Origin of the sequence: Tenggerimyces flavus (genome assembly GCF_016907715.1) — a bacterium.
Classification (GTDB): Bacteria; Actinomycetota; Actinomycetes; order Propionibacteriales; family Actinopolymorphaceae; genus Tenggerimyces; species Tenggerimyces flavus.
The window spans coordinates 2583462-2602064 of sequence record NZ_JAFBCM010000001.1 but is presented as its reverse complement, the minus strand read 5'-3'; the positions used below and the strand labels follow the sequence as shown (position 1 = coordinate 2602064).

At 68.6% G+C, this 18603-nt stretch carries 15 protein-coding genes and 1 pseudogene; 9 read left to right on the top strand and 7 right to left on the bottom strand.

The features are described 5' to 3' along the window. Positions 1 to 4 precede the first annotated feature (4 nt). Positions 5 to 1246 carry an NAD(P)/FAD-dependent oxidoreductase gene (locus JOD67_RS12140; protein WP_205117544.1) on the top strand — a complete coding sequence of 414 codons (1242 nt, stop codon included), beginning with the start codon at positions 5 to 7 and terminating at the stop codon, positions 1244 to 1246. A gap of 8 nt (positions 1247 to 1254) precedes the next feature. Here JOD67_RS12140 and JOD67_RS12135 read toward each other — a convergent pair whose 3' ends face one another. After that, positions 1255 to 2298: a LacI family DNA-binding transcriptional regulator gene (locus tag JOD67_RS12135; protein ID WP_307782371.1), complete on the bottom strand. Its 1044-nt coding sequence runs from the start codon at positions 2296 to 2298 to the stop codon at positions 1255 to 1257. A 189-nt stretch (positions 2299 to 2487) separates the two neighbouring features. Between JOD67_RS12135 and JOD67_RS12130 the strand changes: the two are divergent. The 4 genes and pseudogenes from JOD67_RS12130 (at position 2488) to JOD67_RS12115 (ending at position 9738) form a co-directional block, all read left to right on the top strand. After that, positions 2488 to 5046, top strand: a pseudogene (locus JOD67_RS12130) (CARDB domain-containing protein). Between the two features lie 139 nt (positions 5047 to 5185). Next, a complete protein-coding gene (locus JOD67_RS12125; protein WP_205117542.1) occupies positions 5186 to 6160 on the top strand; it encodes a type IV toxin-antitoxin system AbiEi family antitoxin in 975 nt (324 codons plus the stop codon). A gap of 147 nt (positions 6161 to 6307) precedes the next feature. Then, positions 6308 to 8572, top strand: a complete 2265-nt coding sequence (locus JOD67_RS12120; RefSeq protein WP_205117541.1) for a discoidin domain-containing protein — start codon at positions 6308 to 6310, stop codon at positions 8570 to 8572. A 20-nt stretch (positions 8573 to 8592) separates the two neighbouring features. After that, a complete protein-coding gene (locus JOD67_RS12115; RefSeq protein ID WP_205117540.1) occupies positions 8593 to 9738 on the top strand; it encodes a sialidase family protein in 1146 nt (381 codons plus the stop codon). A 394-nt stretch (positions 9739 to 10132) separates the two neighbouring features. Here the strand turns inward: JOD67_RS12115 and JOD67_RS12110 are convergent, their stop codons facing one another. Further along, positions 10133 to 10570 carry a winged helix-turn-helix transcriptional regulator gene (locus JOD67_RS12110; RefSeq protein ID WP_239553816.1) on the bottom strand — a complete coding sequence of 146 codons (438 nt, stop codon included), beginning with the start codon at positions 10568 to 10570 and terminating at the stop codon, positions 10133 to 10135. Positions 10571 to 10655: 85 nt separating this feature from the next. Between JOD67_RS12110 and JOD67_RS12105 the strand changes: the two genes are divergently transcribed. Together JOD67_RS12105 and JOD67_RS12100 are read left to right on the top strand one after the other, a co-directional pair. Continuing rightward, a complete protein-coding gene (locus JOD67_RS12105; RefSeq protein ID WP_307782369.1) occupies positions 10656 to 12065 on the top strand; it encodes an MFS transporter in 1410 nt (469 codons plus the stop codon). Next, on the top strand, positions 12066 to 13049 hold the full coding sequence (locus JOD67_RS12100) for a serine hydrolase domain-containing protein (protein ID WP_205117538.1): 984 nt from the start codon (positions 12066 to 12068) through the stop codon (positions 13047 to 13049). Here JOD67_RS12100 and JOD67_RS12095 read toward each other — a convergent pair. Continuing rightward, positions 13046 to 13411, bottom strand: a complete 366-nt coding sequence (locus JOD67_RS12095; protein WP_205117537.1) for a VOC family protein — start codon at positions 13409 to 13411, stop codon at positions 13046 to 13048. The genes JOD67_RS12100 and JOD67_RS12095 overlap by 4 nt on opposite strands. A 135-nt stretch (positions 13412 to 13546) precedes the next feature. On the opposite strand from JOD67_RS12095, the gene JOD67_RS12090 reads away from it, so the two are divergent. Continuing rightward, the gene (locus JOD67_RS12090) at positions 13547 to 14728 is read left to right on the top strand and encodes a cystathionine gamma-synthase (protein WP_205117536.1); all 1182 of its coding nucleotides are present in this window, start codon (positions 13547 to 13549) and stop codon (positions 14726 to 14728) included. Between the two features lie 207 nt (positions 14729 to 14935). On the opposite strand, the gene JOD67_RS12085 is transcribed toward JOD67_RS12090, so the two are convergent. Then, the gene (locus JOD67_RS12085) at positions 14936 to 16108 is read right to left on the bottom strand and encodes a phosphotransferase (RefSeq protein WP_205117535.1); all 1173 of its coding nucleotides are present in this window, start codon (positions 16106 to 16108) and stop codon (positions 14936 to 14938) included. 45 nt (positions 16109 to 16153) lie between these two features. Next, the gene (gene yczE, locus JOD67_RS12080) at positions 16154 to 16810 is read right to left on the bottom strand and encodes a membrane protein YczE (protein ID WP_205117534.1); all 657 of its coding nucleotides are present in this window, start codon (positions 16808 to 16810) and stop codon (positions 16154 to 16156) included. 165 nt (positions 16811 to 16975) lie between these two features. Here yczE and JOD67_RS12075 point away from each other — a divergent pair, with 165 nt between their 5' ends. Beyond that, positions 16976 to 17638, top strand: a complete 663-nt coding sequence (locus JOD67_RS12075) for a DUF998 domain-containing protein (protein ID WP_205117533.1) — start codon at positions 16976 to 16978, stop codon at positions 17636 to 17638. Between the two features lie 187 nt (positions 17639 to 17825). Here the strand turns inward: JOD67_RS12075 and msrA are convergent, their stop codons facing one another. Together msrA and JOD67_RS41865 are read right to left on the bottom strand one after the other, a co-directional pair. Next, entirely contained in the window at positions 17826 to 18278 is a 453-nt protein-coding gene (gene msrA, locus JOD67_RS12070) for a peptide-methionine (S)-S-oxide reductase MsrA (RefSeq protein WP_307782737.1), read from the bottom strand. A gap of 12 nt (positions 18279 to 18290) precedes the next feature. Beyond that, entirely contained in the window at positions 18291 to 18461 is a 171-nt protein-coding gene (locus tag JOD67_RS41865) for a hypothetical protein (RefSeq protein ID WP_307782368.1), read from the bottom strand. Between the last annotated feature and the right edge of the window lie 142 nt (positions 18462 to 18603).

Genomic DNA, 18603 nt, shown 5'->3' with positions numbered 1-18603 from the left:
GTAGATGGCTAGTGAGCAGACGTTCGTCCTCGTCGGGGCCGGATTGGCGAGTGCCAAGGCGGCGGAGTCACTTCGCGCCGAAGGGTTCGACGGACGCGTTGTCGTCGTCGGCGAGGAGAGCGACCTTCCGTACGAACGACCGCCACTGTCGAAGGGCTATCTGCTCGGCAAGGAGGAACGCGACAAGGCGTTCGTCCACGACCAGGCCTGGTACGACGAGCACCACATCGAGCTCCAGCTCGGCGTGCACGCCGAGGCCATCCACCGCGACACGAGCGAGCTCGAGCTGTCGGACGGCAGCCGGCTGAGGTACGACAAGCTGCTGCTCGCGACCGGCTCGTTCCCGCGCAAGCTGACCGTTCCCGGCGCCGACCTCGCCGGCGTCCACTACCTGCGCAAACTGCACGAGTCGGACAAGCTGAAGGCGGCGATCGAGACCGGTAACCCGCGGGTCGTCGTGATCGGCGGCGGCTGGATCGGCCTGGAAACCGCTTCCGCGGCCCGCGAGGACGGCTGCGAGGTGACGCTGCTCGAGGCAGCCGACGCGGTCCTGAAGGCTCCGCTGGGTCCGGAGATGGGCGGCTTCTTCGCCGAGGTGCAGCGCGCCCACGGCGTCGACGTACGCCTCGGCGCGAAGGTCGCGGAGATCCGCGGCGACGGTGGCAAGGCCACCGCCGTCGTACTCGAGGACGGCACCGAGCTCCCCGCCGACCACGTCATCGTCGCGGTCGGGATTCAGCCGAACACCGAGCTCGCCGAGCACGCCGGCCTGGACGTCGACAACGGCGTTTTGGTTGACGCGTCACTCAAAACGAGCGACCCCGCGATCTTCGCCTGCGGCGACGTCGCCAACACGCTGCACGCGTTCTACAACGAGCGCATCCGTGTCGAACACTGGGACAACGCCAAGAAGCAGGGCACCGCCGCGGGCAAGGCGATGGCGGGCCAGGACGTCGCGTACGACGTCATCCCGTACTTCTTCACCGACCAGTACGACGTGGGCATGGAGTTCGTCGGCTGGTTCAAGCCCGGCGGCTACGACCGCGTGGTGACGCGCGGAGACGTCGACAGCCAGGCGTTCCACGCGTTCTGGCTCGCTGGCGACCGGGTCGTCGCGGCCATGCACGTCAACCAGTGGGACGACGGCGTCGGGGTGCAGCGGAAGCTGATTCAGCAACACAGCAAGGTGGATCCGGCCAAGCTCGCCGACACCGAGACCAAACTCGAGTCCCTCCTCGACGGCTGACCGCGTCCCTACGCTCCTAGCGCCTCGGCCCGAACCCGCGCCGGCGCGGTCGAGCCGCGCACGACGAGCTCCGGCTCGAACAGCAGCTCCTCCGTCTGTACCGCCACGCCCTCGATCTGGTTGACGAGCACGGTCACCGCCGCGCGACCGATCGCCTCGATCGGCTGCCGGACGGTGGTGAGCGGCGGGTTCGTGCAGTTCATGAACGCCGAGTCGTCGAAGCCCACCACCGACACGTCCTCCGGCACCGACAGCCCGCGCCGCCGGACGGCGCGGATCGCGCCGAGCGCCAGGACGTCCGACGCGCAGACGATGCCGGTCACCCCCGCCGCGATCAGCCGGCTCGTCACCGCGTGCCCGCCCTCGAGCGAGAACGACGTCCGCCCGATCACCTCCGGCGGCACCGGCAGCCCCGCCCGCGAGGCCTCGCGAACGAACGTCGCCAGCTTGCGCCGCGACGGGATGTGATCCTCCGGACCGAGCAGCAGCCCGATCCGGGTGTGCCCGAGCGACCGCAGGTGCCCGTACGCCTGCTCGACCGCCACCGCGTCGTCGGTCGCGAGGATCGGGAACGGCATCGAGTCGACGCCCGCGTTCACCAGCACCGCCGGCAGCCCTCGCTCACGCAGCCTGCCGTAGTGCTCGTGCGGCGCGTCCGCCTCGGCGTAGTGCCCGCCGGCGAAGATCACGCCGGACACCTGCTGCTCGAGCAGCATCTTCACGTAGTCCGCCTCGGACAGGCCGCCGGCCGTACGCGTGCACAGCACCGCGGTGAAGCCGCGCTGCGCGAGCGCGCCGCCGACGACCTCGGCGAGCGCGGGGAAGATCGGGTTGTTGAGCTCGGGGAGCACGAGGCCGACGAGCCGCGCGCGTTCGCCGCGCAGCTGGGTCGGGCGTTCGTACCCAAGCACGTCGAGCGCGGTGAGGACCGCGCCGCGGGTGGCCTCGGAGACGCCCGGTTTGCCGTTGAGCACCCGGCTCACCGTCGCCTCGCTGACACCGACCTTCTTCGCGACCTCGGCCAGTCGCCGGCGCGGATTCGGTTGCGTCACGCTGTCAATCATAGTCAGGTTCGCGCAAGCGACTTGCAGGTCTATCTGGTCCCATTCTGGACATGCCATTCGTCGATTTTCATTGCTTCATCGCGTTCTTGCTGCTTACGCTCGATACGTTTCGGCACCACGGTCGTCATCAAGCTGAACCCCGACCCCATCTGGGGACCGCGGACGCAGAACGTCCAGGTGCTGGGGCGGGAGCAGTCCGCCTCTGGGGTGTCGAATCTGGCGGCGGCGCAGAACTACGCGTTCGACCCGTCGTCGGGGAACACCGTGACGATTCCCGTCTCGGCACGGGTCGCCGACGTGCAGCTGCGGTTCACCAGCAACACCGGCGCCCCGGCCGGGCAGGTTGCGGAGCTCCAGGTCTTCGGGACCGCGGCGCCGAACCCTGACCTCGTCGTGACCTCGATGTCGTGGTCGCCTTCGTCGCCGGTCGAGACGGACGCGATCACGTTGTCCGCGACCGTACGCAACGCCGGCTCCGCTGGATCGGCGGCCAGCGCGGTCGGGCTCTATCTCGCGGGCACGCGCGTCGCGACTCCGGCCGTGGGCGCTTTGGCGGCGGGTGCTTCGACGACCGTTTCGGCCAATGTGGGAACGCGAAACGCCGCCACCTACGCGGTCTCGGCGAAGGCGGACGAGGACGATGCGGTGGTCGAGCAGGACGAGGCGAACAACGCGTTCGCCAACCCTGCCTCGCTCGTCGTGTCGCCGGTGGCGAGCTCCGACCTGGTCGCGGCGCCGACGAGCTGGACGCCGAGCAATCCGTCCAACGGGAACACGGTGACGTTCGGCGTCGCGATCAAGAACCAGGGCTCGGTGGCGTCGGCGAGCGGTGCGCACGGGATCACGGTGACGGTGCTGGACGAGTCCGGCGCCGCGGTGCGTACGTTGACCGGCTCGTTCTCGGGCGTGATCGCCGCTGGGGCGACGTCCGCGCCGGTCAGCCTCGGCACGTGGACCGCCGCGAACGGGCGCTACACCGTCCGGACCGTGCTCGCGAACGACGGCAACGAGCTGCCGGTGAAGCAGGCGAACAACACGTCGACGTTGCCGTTGTTCGTGGGGCGTGGCGCGAACCTGCCGTTCGACCTGTACGAGGCCGAGGACGGTCTGCTCGGCGGCGGTGCGGCCGTGGTCGGGCCGAATCGGCGCGTCGGCAACCTCGCCGGCGAGGCGTCGGGACGGCGTGCGGTGACGTTGAACTCGAACGGCTCGTTCGTGGAGTTCGTCACGCGGGCAAGCACGAACACGTTGGTGACGCGCTTCTCGATCCCCGACGCTGCGGGCGGTGGCGGGATCGACTCGTCGCTGAACATCTACGTGAACGGCACGTTCCACAAGGCGATCTCCCTGACCTCGCGCTACGCATGGCTGTACGGGGCGGAGGCGTCACCGGGGAACTCGCCGAGTGCCGGTCCGGCGCGGCACATCTACGACGAGGCGAACGTGATGTTGGACTCGACGGTGCCCGCTGGCGCGCGGATCCGGCTGCAGAAGGACCCCGCGAACTCGACGACGTACGCGATCGACTTCGTGAGCCTCGAGCAGGTCACTCCGCGCGCGAACCCGGATCCGTCGCGGTACGTCGTTCCGGCCGGTTTCTCCCACCAGGACGTACAGAACGCGCTGGACACGGCGCGGCAGTCCTCGACGGCCGTGGGCGTCTACCTGCCGGCGGGTGAGTACCAGACGTCGTCGAAGTTCAACGTGTACGGGAAGGCCGTGTCGGTAGTCGGCGCGGGGCCTTGGTACACGCGGTTCGTTTCGCCTGCTGGGCAGGAGAACACCGACGTCGGCTTCCGCGCCGAGGCGACGGCGAACGGGTCGACGTTCGCGCACTTCTCATCGTTCGGCAACTGGGTCTCGCGGGTGGACGGGCCTGGGAAGGTGTTCGACTGGACGAACGTGTCGAACATGACGATCGACGACGTGTGGGCCGAGCACCAGATGGTCCTGCTGTGGGGGACGCATCTGACTGGCGTGACCGTCACGAACTCGCGGGCGCGGAACCTGTTCGCGGACGCGATCAACATCACGAACGGCTCGACGAACAACCGCGTGTCGAACGTCGAGTCGCGTGCATCGGGTGACGACTCGTTCGCGATGTTCGCGGCGATCGACGTCAACTCGGGTGACCAGACGGGCAACGTGTACGAGAACCTGACGTCCCTGCTGACCTGGCGGGCGGCCGGAGTGGCGGTCTATGGCGGGTATGGGAACACGTTCCGGAACATCTACGTGGCGGACACGCTGGTGTACTCGGGTGTGACGATCTCGTCGCTGGACTTCGGGATTCCTATGTCTGGCTTCGGCTCTAGTCCGCCTACGCGGTTGGAGAACATCTCGTTGGTACGTACTGGCGGGCACTTCTGGGGCTCGTAGACGTTCCCCGCCCTCTGGTGCTTCTCAGCGTCGAAGGTCTTCCAGGGGATCCGGGTGAGTGACGTGCACATCGTGGATCCGACGTACCACGGGATCATGTTCCAGACGAACTACGTGGGCTCGACACCACAGAACCCCGTCACCGACACGGTGTTCACGAACGTGTCGATCACGGGAGCGCAGAAGAGCGGCGACGAGTTCGACGCGAAGTCCGGCTTCGGCATCTGGGCCAACGAACTCCCCGAGCCCGGCCAAGGCCCCGCACGCGGCTCGGCGACGTTCAACGGGCTGACGATGAGCAACAACCACACGAACGTCCGCAACACAACCTCAACCTTCACCATCACCGTCAACTAGCCGCCCGTTTGAATGAAGGGCACCTTCATTCAATAGGTTCGAATGAAGGTGCCCTTCATGAGAAACGGCGGGAGGCGGTTCTCCACAGAGCTGCCCTCGGCGGCAGCGGGAAGCCGGTCCAGCGTGCGATCGTTGGTCGATGCCGCGCCGCCGCAAGGTCGATCACGACGCCCTGGACGAGCTCATTCGTCGCCGTCAGGGCGTCCTTCGCGTGAGCGAGCTGGAGCGTCTCGGCGTTCCCGGTCCCACCGTGAGCTACCGAACGCGCGCCGGCGGTCCCTGGCAACGGATCCTGCCAGGCGTCGTCCTCGCCTTCAGCGGAGCGGTCGCGCCTCACCATCGGCGTCTGGCCGCGATCGTGTACGCCCGCGGCGGAGCACTCCTGACCGGACTGACCGCGCTCGAGCTCTATGGCCTTCGAGATCCGCAGCCGGACCAAGCGGTCCAGGTCTTGGTTCCTCATCGGCGACGACGTGCGTCGAGCGGATATGTGGTCGTCGAACGCACGATCCGCATGCCCAGCCACCGTTGGCGATCCTCACTACCTTGCGCCCCACCTGCCCGAGCGGTCATCGACGCCTGCCGCCGGCTCGGACGCATCGATACGGTCCGTTCGATCATCGCTGACGCCGTGCAGCGCGGCCTGTGCACGATCCCCAGCCTCCTGACGGAGCTCGCCGAATCCCAGATACGCGGCACGAAGCTGCCCCGACTCGTCCTCCGGGAGGTGATCGCCGGCACGCGTTCGGTTGCCGAGGGCAGGACCCGCGAGCTGATGCGCCGACGAGGAATCCCGGAGCCACTCTGGAACCACGACGTGTACGACAGCGACGGAAGCCTCCTCTGCCGACCGGATGCCATCTGGCCCGAGCTCGGCGTGGTCCTCGAAGTCGACTCCATGGCCTGGCATCTCTCGCCGGCCTCGTACCGGCGCACCCAGGCTCGTCAGCGCCGCATGGCTAAGTACGGGCTCATCGTGATCCCCGTAGCACCCAGCGATCTCGGGCAGAGGCCGCTGGAGATCCTCGCCGAGGTCGAGCAAGCCCTCTCCGCCGCGAAGCTCCGTACCGCGCCCGCGATCGTGGTCCGCCCGAGCGCCGCCACCGCCGCCTGAGCCCTCCCCGCCGTTTCTCATGAAGGGCACCTTCATTCGAACCTATTGAATGAAGGTGCCCTTCATTCAAACCGGCGCGGGAGGGGTGGGGCGGCGGCCGGATGGGGTCTTGCGCGTTGACATGGAACGGTGTTTTGGATCTGCTGGGTGGCCTACGTTCGTCGGGAGGCCGCCGTGCGCAAGTCGCGTTACCTGCCCATCGTCGCCATCGCGCTCGTCGCCTCCGCGACGCTCGGGCCGTCTGGCGCGTACGGAGAGCAGCAGCCGCCCGCGAACGGGGGTGACCCGGACGGGTACGTGATCGGCCAGCAGCCCTACAGCACCGTCTACGAGGGCGCCCCTGGTGAGATCGCCGGCAACGCGCTCGTCGAGGCGTTCGACTCCGTCCAAGCCGGCAAGCCACAACGCACCGTGCAGATGACCTGGCAGTCGAACGAGGACGTCGCCGCCGCTGACAGCGAGGCGTCGATGATCCACTCCTACAACGGTGGCTACACGTTCCCGAGCGGCATCAACGCGGACACCGGCGCCGGCTGGTTCGCCAAGCTCCGCGACGGCAGCCTGCTCGGCATCGAGTTCATCCCCGAGCGCGTCGTCGACACCCACACCGTCGAGCTGATCGCCCGCCGTTCCACCAACCTCGGCAAGACCTGGACCAAAGTCCCCTCCACGTTCACCACCGACTTGACGTTCGACCCGAAGAAGTTCGACCGCGGCATCCGCGCCCACCGCGACATCTTCTACGCCAACGACGGCTCGCTCTTCCTCACCTACTACACGTCCTACCCGAGCGACCCGGGCTACCGCACCGAGCTCGCGCGCAGCACCGACAACGGACGTACGTGGAAGCGCTTCTCCACCGTCGCGACGTTCACCGACGGACGCTGGATGGGCGAGACCGGCATCGGCCGCGCGGCCAACGGCGACCTCGTCGCGGTGCACCGAACGGGCTTCCCCGGCGGCAAGAACTCCGACCTGCTCTACACGAACCGCTCCACCAACGACGGCGTGACCTGGTCGAAGCCCGCGCCGATCACGATCACGACGGCGAACGGAGAGCCCCCGCCCACCAACGGCGTCATGCCCGTCCTGAGGCTGCTGCCGAACGGGATCATGACGCTCAGCTGGGGCCGCCCGGACAACTGGCTCGCGATCTCCCCCGACGGTCTCGGCCGGACGTGGGAGCAGGCGCAGACGACGTACGTCAACCACCCGAAGGTCAACGCGGAGTTCCAGCGCTTCCACGGCTCGTCCGGCAACGGCGCGCACGCCGTGGTCGCGTCCAACCGCGTCCTCGCCGTCGGCGACAACTGCGCGCCGTCGTGGGGCTGCCCGGAGACGGACGCGGGCTTCCAGATCGACGGCGAGTACCGCGTGTGGAAGAAGTTCGTCGACGTCGTGGGACCGGGCGTCGGCAAGATCGACCTGCTCGGCAAGTACCAGGCCGGCAAGGTGAAGATCGCGACGACGATGAACGCGCGGGACAAGCGGCTTCCCGAGCTCGGTCCGTTGGGCCCGATCGACGGCTCGACCGACTGGGCGTCGAGCGCGGTGCGCGTCGGCGGAGCACGGCCGGCGACGTACGAGCTGACGCTGGATCGCACGTACACGTTGACGAAAGCAGGACTCAGCCTGCACCCAGGCAAGCCGGCCGCGGCGACCGTCGAGGTGTCCGTGGACGGCGAGACCTGGCAGCCAGCGGCGTCGACCGGCACGACCACGAGCTACGCGATGAAGTACTACCCGCTCGACAAGGTGCAGGCGAAGTACGTGCGGATCACCGTGTCGGACAGCAACGTCGAGCCGGTGGGGAACGCGTTCCTCAACGAGATCGAGCTGTACTCGACGGTGAACTCGTTCGAGAACGACCCGGTCAACTACGTGCCGCGCGGCTACTCCGACGGGATCGGCGCGCGGGTCACGGACTTCAACGTGGACGACTCGCGGCACATCCTGCGGCTCGTCGACCCGTGGGTCGACCAGATCGCGCAGCTCACCTGGAAGAGCGCGCCGGCGGCGAAGCAGGACCTGTCGTTCCGGGTGAACTCGATCGGGTACGCGCGGAGTTTCGCCTTCACCACCAGGGGAACGACGGCGGACGGCGCGGCCGTACCCGCGTACCAGCTGAACGTCGGCAGCGACGGCAGCATCGGCTGGTACGACACGGTCGCGAAGAAGTGGACGAAGCTCACCGCGGCCGGCGTCGCGCCGCAGAAGGTCTGGCACACGCTGCGAGTGTCGGCGACGCTCACCTCGGCTGAGGTGTTCCTGAACGGGACGCTTGTGGGGACCGTTCAGCCCTCCACGCCTGGGCTTTCGGGCCTGACCGGGCACCAGTTCGCGTCGAGCGGCACCACGTCGCAGTACGACCACTTCCTCATCGACGACGTCGAGCAGATCAATCCCGCGTGATCAACTGGAGGCGATGACAGATGGGCCGAAGAGCCGCTGCCGCGGTGCTGGCGTTGGCGACGGGGGTGGGTGTGATGGCGACCGTTCCGGCATCGGCTTCCTCGGTGGGGACGCCGAGTGATCCGGTGATCGTGGCGACCGCGCCGGAGGGCAAGAAGGCGTTCTTCGCCGACATGGTGCGGCTGCGCGACGGGCGGCTGCTCGTGGCGTACCGCGACTCGGTCGCACACATCAACCAGGACGGGCGAATCCTGCTCGTGTCGAGCTCCGACGGCGGTCGTACGTGGTCCGCGCCGCGGGTCGCCGTGGACACCGCGATCGACGACCGCGACCCGAAGCTCACGCAGCTGCGGGACGGCACGGTGCTGATGAACTTCTTCCGTACCGACTGGACCGGGTACCCGCCAGGCCCGGCGACCCTGCACGGAACGTACGTGGTGCGGTCGACCGACGCGGGCGCGACCTGGTCCTCGCCAGTCCAGGTGGGGACGGCGATGTCGGGGCCGTCGTCGGTGATCGTCGGCGCGTACTACGCCGGGCACGCGGCGACGCATGGGCCGATCGTGGAGCTGCGGAACGGCGACCTGCTGGTGCCGCTGTACGGGCGGCTGCCGGAGGGCGGTCCAGGCCCGGCCTCGGTGGTGCGGTCGACGGACGGCGGGCTGACGTGGCCCAAGGAGAACGAGTCGTTCATCGGGCGCGATGCTCCGGTCGACTACCAGGAGCCGAACGTGTCGGTGCTGCGCGGCGGCACGCTGCTGTCGGTGATCCGTACGTCGATCAACAAGGCGTACGTGTCCTGGTCGCGCGATGACGGCCACACCTGGTCAACGCCGCTGGCGACCACGTTGCCGGCGTCGTCGCACCACCAGCTGGTGCTGCGCAACGGCGACGTGCTGCTGACGTACGGGGACCTGTCCGGTGCGTTCGGACCGGGCCGGCCGACCGCCGGTCGGATCCTGCAGCACCCGGAGCGCTCGATCGAGGCGAAGAAGGACATCCTGCTCTACGACGCCGCGGACAATGGTCCGCCGACGTCGGACCAGGCGAACCCCTCGAGCGTCGAGCTCGCATCGGGTCGCTTCTTCACGATCACCAGTGACCCGTACCTCGGCTCCATCGTGGGCGTCTACACCCGCCGGTCGGACTACGTCGGGCACCGGTAGAGGCAACGAGAAAGGCGCCTCCACCCTGGTCAGGGTGAAGGCGCCTTAGCCGGTGTCGGATCCGGACGGCCCGGCCACGTCAGCGGCGGCCTTTGCGGGAGCGGCGGACCTCGCGGGCCACGCGGTGGTTGTGGGCCTCGCGGAGGCGGTCGTTGTAGCGGGTGTTCGCGACTTCCTGGTCGAACTGGAACATGGTGGCGGTCCCTTTGGGATCAGCGGCTCTTGCGGAAGGTGCGGCGGAAGGCGTTACGGACGCGGTGGTCGTGGGCCTCACGCAGCCGGTCGGCGTAGCGGGTGTTGGCGACGTCCTGGTTGAACTGGAACATGGTGGTGGCCCTTTCAGGAAGGTCTCTCTCGCGCTGTCAAAGAGGTAGACGCCAGCCACCACAGAAACTCATCGGTCCGCAGGCAACAATCCCGCCTCAGCCTCCACGCGCTGGTCGTACCGCAACCGAGCGGAGGCGATCTCCTTCTGGTGCTCCTCGGTCCACCGCACCAACGACTGCACAGTCTCGTGCAAGGTCCGCCCCATCGGCGTGAGCGAGTAGTACACCCGCGGCGGTACGGACGGGTGCACCGTACGCAGCACCACGCCGTCGCGCTCGAGCTGGCGCAGCGTCACCGTGAGCATCCGCTGGCTCACCCCGTCGATGCACCGGCGCAGCTCGTTGAAGCGCAGCGTCTCGGCGTCCAGCAGCGCGATCACCAGCAGCGACCACTTGTCCGCGATCCGGTCGAGGATCTGCCGCACCTCGCAGCCCTCGCGCGAATCCCACTGGAACGGGTCCGCGCCACCTACGTCGGTGTCGCAGCGGTGCTCAGGTTCTTCCAAAGTGCCTTCTTCCACAATTCCCCATGGTTCCGCATGATGGGCCTAGTTACAAGAGGTAACCACCACGCGCCCCAGGAGAGACCCCGTGTCCACGACTGAGCAAACGCTCGGCCCACCGAACGACCAGAAGATCCGCGGCCGCGCCTGGGCCGTCCTCATAGTCCTCTGCGGAACGATCTTCCTCGAGGGCATCGACGTCTCCATGATGGGCGTTGCCCTCCCGTCGATCCGCGCCGAGCTCGGCATGTCCACCGTCGGGCTGCAGTGGGTGGTCAGCGCGTACGTCCTCGGGTACGGCGGCTTCGTCCTGCTCGGCGGCCGCGCAGCAGACCTGCTCGGCAGGCGCAGGATGTTCCTCACGTTCATCGCGATCTTCATCGTGTTCTCCGGCCTCGGCGGGCTCGCGACCGAGGGCTGGATGCTGATCGTCGCCCGCTTCGCCACCGGCGTCGCCGCCGCGTTCCTCACGCCGGCGAGCATCTCGATCGTCACCACCACGTTCGCCGAAGGCAGACAGCGCAACCAGGCGATGCTCGTGTTCGCCGGCGCCGGAGCGGGCGGGTTCTCCCTCGGCATGGTCGTCGGCGGGCTGCTCTCGGCGGTCGACTGGCGCTGGGTCTTCTTCGCGCCGGTGATCATGTCGACCGCCATCCTGATCGGCGCCATCGCCCTGCTCCCCAAGATCGGACGCATACAACGGCAAGGCGGCTTCGACCTCGCCGGCGCCCTCACGCTGACCGGCGCGATGCTGCTGCTCGTGTACGGCCTCGTCCAGCTCCCCGAGGTCGACGCAGGCCAGACGATCGCCACGATCGCGGCGAGCCTGCTCCTCCTCGCGGCCTTCGTCGCGATCGAACGCAAGAGCCCCGACCCACTCATCAGGTTCGGCATCCTCCGCTCCGCCTCACTGGTCAGAGCGAACGTCGGCGCCATGCTGCTCGTCGGCTCGTTCACCGGCTTCCAGTTCATCACCGTGCTCTACCTGCAGGAGCTGCGCGGCTGGTCGGAGATCGAGACCGGCCTCGCGCTCGCGGTCGCCGGCATCGACGCGATCCTGGCGCCGACGGTGACGCCGATCCTCGTCCGGCGCTACGGCAACGCGAAGGTGATCGTCGGCGGCTTCCTCGCGGTCGCGGCGGCGTACGCCCTGCTGCTGCCGCTCGGCATGGACTGGTCGTTCCTGATGCTGCTCCCCTCGATGCTGCTGCTCGGCGTCGCGTTCACGTTGACGTACGGACCACTGATGATGACCGCGACCGACGGCGTCGCCGAGTCCGAGCAAGGCCTCGCGAGCGGGATCGTGACGACGTCGTTCCAGTTCGGCTCGGCGCTCGGCCTCGCGATCGTGGCCATGGTGCTCGCGGCCGCGGTGGGAGCTAGTGTCGATCCGGTGGAGACGTTGAACGGGTACCGCACCGCGCTCCTGGTCCCGGTCGCCGGCTCCCTCATCGCCATCGCGGTCGCCTTGACCGGGGCGCGCCGGAAGGGAGCCTGATTGCGGGACCTCTTCGCGAAGGCACGGGCCGACCAGGTGTTCTCCGGAGCCGCCTGGTCCGTCGGCCGTTCGCACGGGATCGTCGACCGCGGCGTCCTCGGCACGCTGGCCTGGGACGGCGAACCCGTCACCGAGGACACGCTGTGGGACCTCGCGTCCGTCACCAAGCCGATCTTCGGCCTCGCCGTTCTCCGGCTGATCGAACGAGGCACGCTCGCGCTGTCGGATCCGGTCGAGAAGTGGCTCCCCGACTACGCGGGCACCGACAAGGCACGGTTGACAGTCGAGCAGCTCCTCTGCCACACCTCCGGCATGCCCGGCCGCGTTCCGCTCTACCGCGACCATCCGACGCGTCAAGGTCTGCTTGACGCCGTCCGCGAGCTCCCCCTCCACAGCCCGCCCGGAACGAACGTCGAGTACAGCTCGCAGGGCTTCATGATTCTCGGCCAGCTCGCCGAAGCCGCCGCGGGCCAACCGCTCGACCAGCTCATCGCCAAGCCCCGCATGGGCGAGCTCGGCTTCAACCCGACCGACGCGGCGCGATGCGCCGCGACCGAGCAGTGCCGGTGGCGCGGGCGGCTCGTCCAGGGCACGGTGCACGACGAGAACGCCGACGTTCTCGGCGGGATCGCCCCGCACGCCGGCCTGTTCAGCACCCTCGACGCGCTCGAGGACCTCGCCCACTCATTGCTCAGCAACGACGGAAGCTTCCTCAAACCAGGCACGCTGAACGAGATGACCAAGCCCCGCACCGACCACCTCGAGTCGCGGCGCACGCTCGCCTGGCAGGGCGCTCCCACTGGAGACCGGCTGAGCAAGGCCGCGTACGGGCACACCGGCTTCACCGGCACGAGCCTGTGGATCGACCCCGAACAGGACATCTTCCTTGTCCTGTTGACGAACAGAGTGCATCCCCGCCGGGAGGGTCCGGCGGGGATCGCACGGGTGCGGCGCGCGTTCCACGCCGAGGCGTTGGCCGGCTAGGCCGCCGGCTTCGAAGTCAGGAACGAGATGTGGATGCCGCTCGGGTCCTCCATCGTCGCGAACCAGCCCTGGTCCTCGCTGATGAACGTCCGCGGGATAACGACCTTGCCGCCGGCCTTGGGCACCCGGTCGAGCAGGGCCTCGAGCTCGTCGGTGTTGAAGTAGATCCGTACGTGCCGGCCGGCAGGCGACGCGTCACCCGACGCGGCGTCCAGGCCACCGACCCAGGTGCCCGACGCGTCCACCGCGGCCTCGAAACCCTCACCGTACGGCTGGAACGTCCAGCCGAAAACCGCGCCGTAGAACTGCTTGCCCTGTTCCAGGTCCGGCACCTGGATCTCGAACCAGGCCACACTGCTCATCGAATCCTCCTTGGCTGAGCCGATCTTCTGTCAGCCATGACGGATGGACTCGAGGAAATCGACAGCACCGCGACCAGATTCTTCCCCGAACCCTCCGCCGACACCGCACATGCCGCGGCGAGGTAGCCTCGGTCAATGACCGCCAGCACCACACCGTCTCAGGACAATCCGGGCGCACGCCGCGGGTTCGAGACGCTCGCCATCCACGCGGGCCAGCCCGCCGACCCGTCCAACGGCGCCGTGATCACGCCGATCTACGCGACCAGCACCTACCTCCAGGACGGCGTCGGCCAGCCCAGGCAGGGCTACGAGTACTCCCGCACGCAGAACCCCACCCGCAAGGCGCTCGAGGACTGTCTCGCCGCGCTCGAGCACGGCAGCCGCGGGTTCGCGTTCGCGAGCGGGATGGCGGCCGAGGACACGCTCCTTCGCGCGGTCCTCTCCCCCGGCGACCACGTGGTGATCCCGGACGACGCGTACGGCGGCACGTACCGCCTGTTCGCCAAGGTCCTCGAGCGGTGGGGCGTCGACTACACGGTCGCGCACGTCGCCGACACCGACGCGGTGCGCGCCGCTGTCGCGGCGCGGCCGACGAAGGTGCTGTGGGTCGAGTCGCCGACCAACCCGCTGCTCGCCGTCGCGGACATCGCCGCGCTGGCGCAGATCTCCCGCGAGCACGGCGCGCTGTTCGTCGTCGACAACACGTTCGCGTCGCCGTATCTCCAACAGCCGTTGACACTTGGTGCCGACGTGGTGGTGCACTCGACGACGAAGTACGCGGGCGGGCACTCCGACGTGGTCGGCGGCGCCCTGGTCGTCAACGACGCCGCGCTGGCCGACCAGCTCGCGTTCCACCAGAACGCGATCGGCGCGGTGGCCGGGCCGTTCGACGCGTGGCTGGTGCTGCGCGGGCTGAAGACCCTTGCCGTTCGCATGGAACGGCACTGCGACAACGCCGAGCGCGTCGCCGCGTTCCTCGCCAACCACGCGAAGGTCGCCGAGGTCATCTACCCCGGACTGCCTTCGCATCCGGGGCACGAGGTCGCGACGAAGCAGATGCGCCGGTACGGCGGCATCGTCTCGTTCCGGGTGGTCGGCGGCCGCGAGGCAGCGGTCGAGGTGTGCGGTCGGACCGAGCTGTTCGCGCTGGCCGAGTCGCTCGGCGGGATCGAGTCGCTGATCGAGCACCCGGGCGAGATGACCCACGCGAGCACGGCCGGGTCGCCGCTGGAGGTGCCGGACGACCTGATCCGGCTGTCGGTCGGGATCGAGACCGCGGACGACCTGCTGGACGACCTCGCCCGCGCGCTCGGCTAGCGCCTGTGACGTGACGAGCAGGCCGCCCCGGGTGCTCCTGGACGGCTCTCCGGTCTCCCCCGAGTGACTCCCCCGTGAGGGCAAATGATCATGTTTACATGATCATTTGCCGCTCTACGTGGGATACACCCCGCGTAGAGCACCCACTCACCAGGTAAAGCGGCGTCGATGCCCGTCCGCCAGCACTACCGGCTTACCCCACAGGTCCTACACCTGCGGGAGCTCGTCGGCGAGGTCGAGCAGGAACTTGGTGAGCGCGATCCGTTCGGCGAAGTGCGCCGCGAGCTCGGGTGAGTAGCCCTCGCCGAAGCGTTCGAACGGGATCGCGGTGAACGCCGAGCGGAGCAGCAGCGAGGCCACGAAGCCGTACCGGACCGCGTCCTCGCCCGGCTCCCAACCCTCTTCGCGGAGGCCGTCGACGTACGCCGGGATGATCGCGTCGTGGACGGCCCGGAGCTCGTCCGTACGCAGCTCGCCGGCGTGGGCGAGGCCGATCAGCAGCTGGCCGAGGTCGAACCCCACCGCGAGCGGGCAGTCGAAGCCCCAGTCGATGACGACGAACGTGTCGGGCGCGTCGGCGGGAACGAGCAGGTTCTGCGGGCTGGCGTCGCCGTGCGCGTACGTGTGCGGCCGCTGCTCGAGGCCGTCGAAGAACTCCTCGATCCGCGTGGCGAGCGCCTGGAGCCGGCCGCGTACGTCGGCGTCGGGGCCGCCCGGCCAGGCCGACTCGAGCAGCGGGTGCGCCCAGGCCGCGTCGTCGTCGAGCAAGGGCAGGGCGCCGATCGTGACGCGGCCGTCGACGTAGTAGCGCAGGGCGTCGTTCAGCACGGCGTTCGGGCGCGGGTAGAACGGCTCCACCTGGCCCGGGCGCCGGCGGGCGGCGAGCCGGCCGAGCGCTCGGGCGGCGCGTTCGAACCTGCGCAGGTCCCAGGGAGCGGCGCTCTGGCGAACGTCCTCGACCCAGAGCGCGACGCGTTCGTCCTCGAGCTCCTCGGCGCGGTAGAGCTTGGCGAGGCGGAGACCTTCGGGCAGGAGCGCGCCGAGGTCGGAGACGTACGCGCGTTGCTCCAACCGCCACGGGAACTCGGTGACGAACAGCGTCCGCGCCTCGGGTGGGACGAGGTCGATCAGCGCCCAGTGCTTGGGCGACTGGAGCAGCTTGAGGAAGATCGACTGCGGCACGTCGGCGCCGGCCAGCTTGACCTTCAGCCGCTTGAGCGCGCCGGTCGACGGCGTGCCGACTACGTAGTCGACGGGCTCGATCCACCAGCCCTCGACCGTCGCCGCCTCGTCGCCGGAGGCCGCGCGGGCGAACGCCTCGACGGTGGCGTCGTCGAGGACGACGGGAGCGGGCAGCTCCTGGCTCTGCACATCGATCATGGTGACGACCATGCTCGCCCCTGGCCGCCCGCGGTATCCGGCGTTTTACGTATCTGTGGGCTTCGGGGCGGGCACAACGGCGAACTTGGGCAGGAAAATGTGTACGAGCGGGCCGATTCCGAACGCGTACACGACGGTCCCGATGCCGACCGTGCCGCCGAGCAGCCAGCCGATGACGAGCACGGTGACCTCGATGGCGGTGCGGACGAGCCTTACCGACTTGCCTGTCCTGCGGACGAGTCCGGTCATCAGGCCGTCGCGCGGGCCGGGGCCGAACCTCGCGCCGATGTATGCGGCCGTGGCGATGGCGTTGAGGACGACGCCGCTGAGCATGAACGTGATGCGGAGCGGCCAGCTGGTCTGGACGGGGATGACCGCGAGGGCGCCGTCGACGACGAGGCCGATGACGATCGCGTTCGAGATCGTACCGATGCCGGGCCACTGCTTGAGCGGGATCCAGAGCAGCAGGACCACGACGCTGACGAGGATGACGACGATGCCGAACGAGAACGGGGTGCGGTTCGCGAGGCCCTGGTGGAAGACGTCCCAGGGGTCCAGGCCCAGATTGGACTGGATCATCAGGGCCATCGAGATGCCGTACAGCGCGAGGCCGGCGTAGAGCTGGGTCAGCCTTCGTGCGAGCCGGCCTTCTTTGAGAGCTTCGATGGGCGAGGACGCGAACGAGACGTCTTGGGAGATCACTCGTTCGATGATGCCTTCCAAGTGGCCTCTTCGGGTAGGTCCACTTGGAGCCAACTGGACCTTTCTGGGCTGCGCTCTGTTGGGCTTGACCTCCAGTCCGCCCACCCGAGTAGGCGTCGAATCTAGGTCTTGACTTATATAAGCAACAGCTGAATACTGCGCGGCATGAGTGATGTGACGAAGCCGCGGGCGCGCGTGGGCACGACCGCGGGGATGTTGGCTTGTGGGGTTGCCGCGGGGCCGATCTACGTGGTGGTGGGGCTCGTCCAGCTCCTGATCCGCGACGGGTTCGACATCTCGCGGCATCCCCTCAGCGTGATGAGTAACGGCGACCTCGGCTGGATCCAGATCGCCAACTTCCTCCTCGCCGGCGGCCTCACGGTGGTCGGCGCGGTCGGGCTGCGGCGCGCGCTCCGGCCGGGCAAGGCCGCCACCTGGGGGCCGCTCCTCGTCGGGATCTACGGCGCCGCGGTGTTCCTGAACGGCCTGTTCCGCGCCGACCCCGTCGACGGCTTCCCACCGGGCACGCCGCTCGGGCCGCCGACGACGATCAGCTGGCACGGCAGCGTGCACTTCTTGGTCGGCGCCCTCGGGTTCTTCGCGCTCATCGCCGGCACGTTCGTCATCGCCAGGCGATTCAAGGCAGAACAGCAGAACGGCTGGGCGATCTACTCCCGAACGACCGGCGCGGTCTTCGCGGCGGGGTTCCTCGCCTTGCCCATCAGCGGAAACAACCCCGCTGCCGCCGTCTTCTTCGCCCTGACCGTGGTCGTCGCCTGGGCCTGGGTCTCAGCTGTCACCGGCAAGCTGCGCAGCCAGCAGACCTAGCCTCGGGCGGCGTCGTCGCCTTACCCGGCCAGTGGCCGCTCTACCTGGCGCCCACCCCACGTAAAGGGGCCAATGATCATGTAAACATGATCATTGGCCAAGGGCGGGGCACCGGTCGAACCCACCGCCGGACGAAAGAACGAGGCCAGGCCGTGTCTGCCAAAGATCGCCTGGCGCTCGACACGACCTAGCCGCAAGCCACGCCCGTGGCGTGGATCGGGCAGTAGCCGAACGGGTTCTTGTCCAAGTACTGCTGGTGATAGTCCTCGGCGTAGAAGTACGTGTCCAACGGCTCGATCTCCGTCGTCACGTCCCCGAAGCCCGCCTCCTTCAACCGCGGCGCGTACGAGGAGCGCGTCTCTTCGGCCTCGGCACGCTGTGCGCCGGACGTCACGTAGATCACCGAGCGATACTGCGTCCCGACGTCGTTCCCCTGCCGGTACCCCTGGGTCGGGTCGTGCGCCTCCCAGAACACCCGGAGCAGGTCCCGGTACGACACAAGAGCGGGATCGAAGACGACCCGCACGACCTCGGTGTGGCCGGTCCGCCCGGAGCAGACCTCTTCGTACGAGGGGTGCGGTGTGTAGCCGCCCGCGTAACCGACCGACGTCGACCAGACCCCCGGCATCTGCCAGAACAGCTTCTCCGCACCCTAGAAGCACCCGAGGCCAAACACCGCGACCTCGTACCCCTCCGGCACCGCCCCCTCGAGCGGCGTGCCGAGCGTGGTGTGGCGGGCGGGGACGTCGAACGGCCGGACGCTGCGGCCCGGCAGCGCGGCCTCCCGGGTGGGGAGCTCGACCTTCCTGCGGAACAAAGACATGTGATGCCCTCCAATGGTTCGGCATCCAGCACAACCGCGCCGGTGAGGCCGGTGTTCCAGGGCAGATCTTACGGAACGGTGATGTGGCGAAACCTCCCAGTCACACCGTCCTGCCAGGCTTTCCAGCAGTGGACGCAAGGCA

Coding starts and splice junctions, on each gene's coding strand:
- JOD67_RS12075 (WP_205117533.1), top strand. CDS start 16,976: ATGAGTGATGTGACGAAGCCGCGGGCGCGCGTGGGCACGACCGCGGGG.
- JOD67_RS12140 (WP_205117544.1), top strand. CDS start 5: ATGGCTAGTGAGCAGACGTTCGTCCTCGTCGGGGCCGGATTGGCGAGT.
- JOD67_RS12090 (WP_205117536.1), top strand. CDS start 13,547: ATGACCGCCAGCACCACACCGTCTCAGGACAATCCGGGCGCACGCCGC.
- JOD67_RS12125 (WP_205117542.1), top strand. CDS start 5,186: ATGCCGCGCCGCCGCAAGGTCGATCACGACGCCCTGGACGAGCTCATT.
- JOD67_RS41865 (WP_307782368.1), bottom strand. CDS start 18,461: ATGTCTTTGTTCCGCAGGAAGGTCGAGCTCCCCACCCGGGAGGCCGCG.
- JOD67_RS12095 (WP_205117537.1), bottom strand. CDS start 13,411: ATGAGCAGTGTGGCCTGGTTCGAGATCCAGGTGCCGGACCTGGAACAG.
- JOD67_RS12115 (WP_205117540.1), top strand. CDS start 8,593: ATGGGCCGAAGAGCCGCTGCCGCGGTGCTGGCGTTGGCGACGGGGGTG.
- JOD67_RS12085 (WP_205117535.1), bottom strand. CDS start 16,108: ATGATCGATGTGCAGAGCCAGGAGCTGCCCGCTCCCGTCGTCCTCGAC.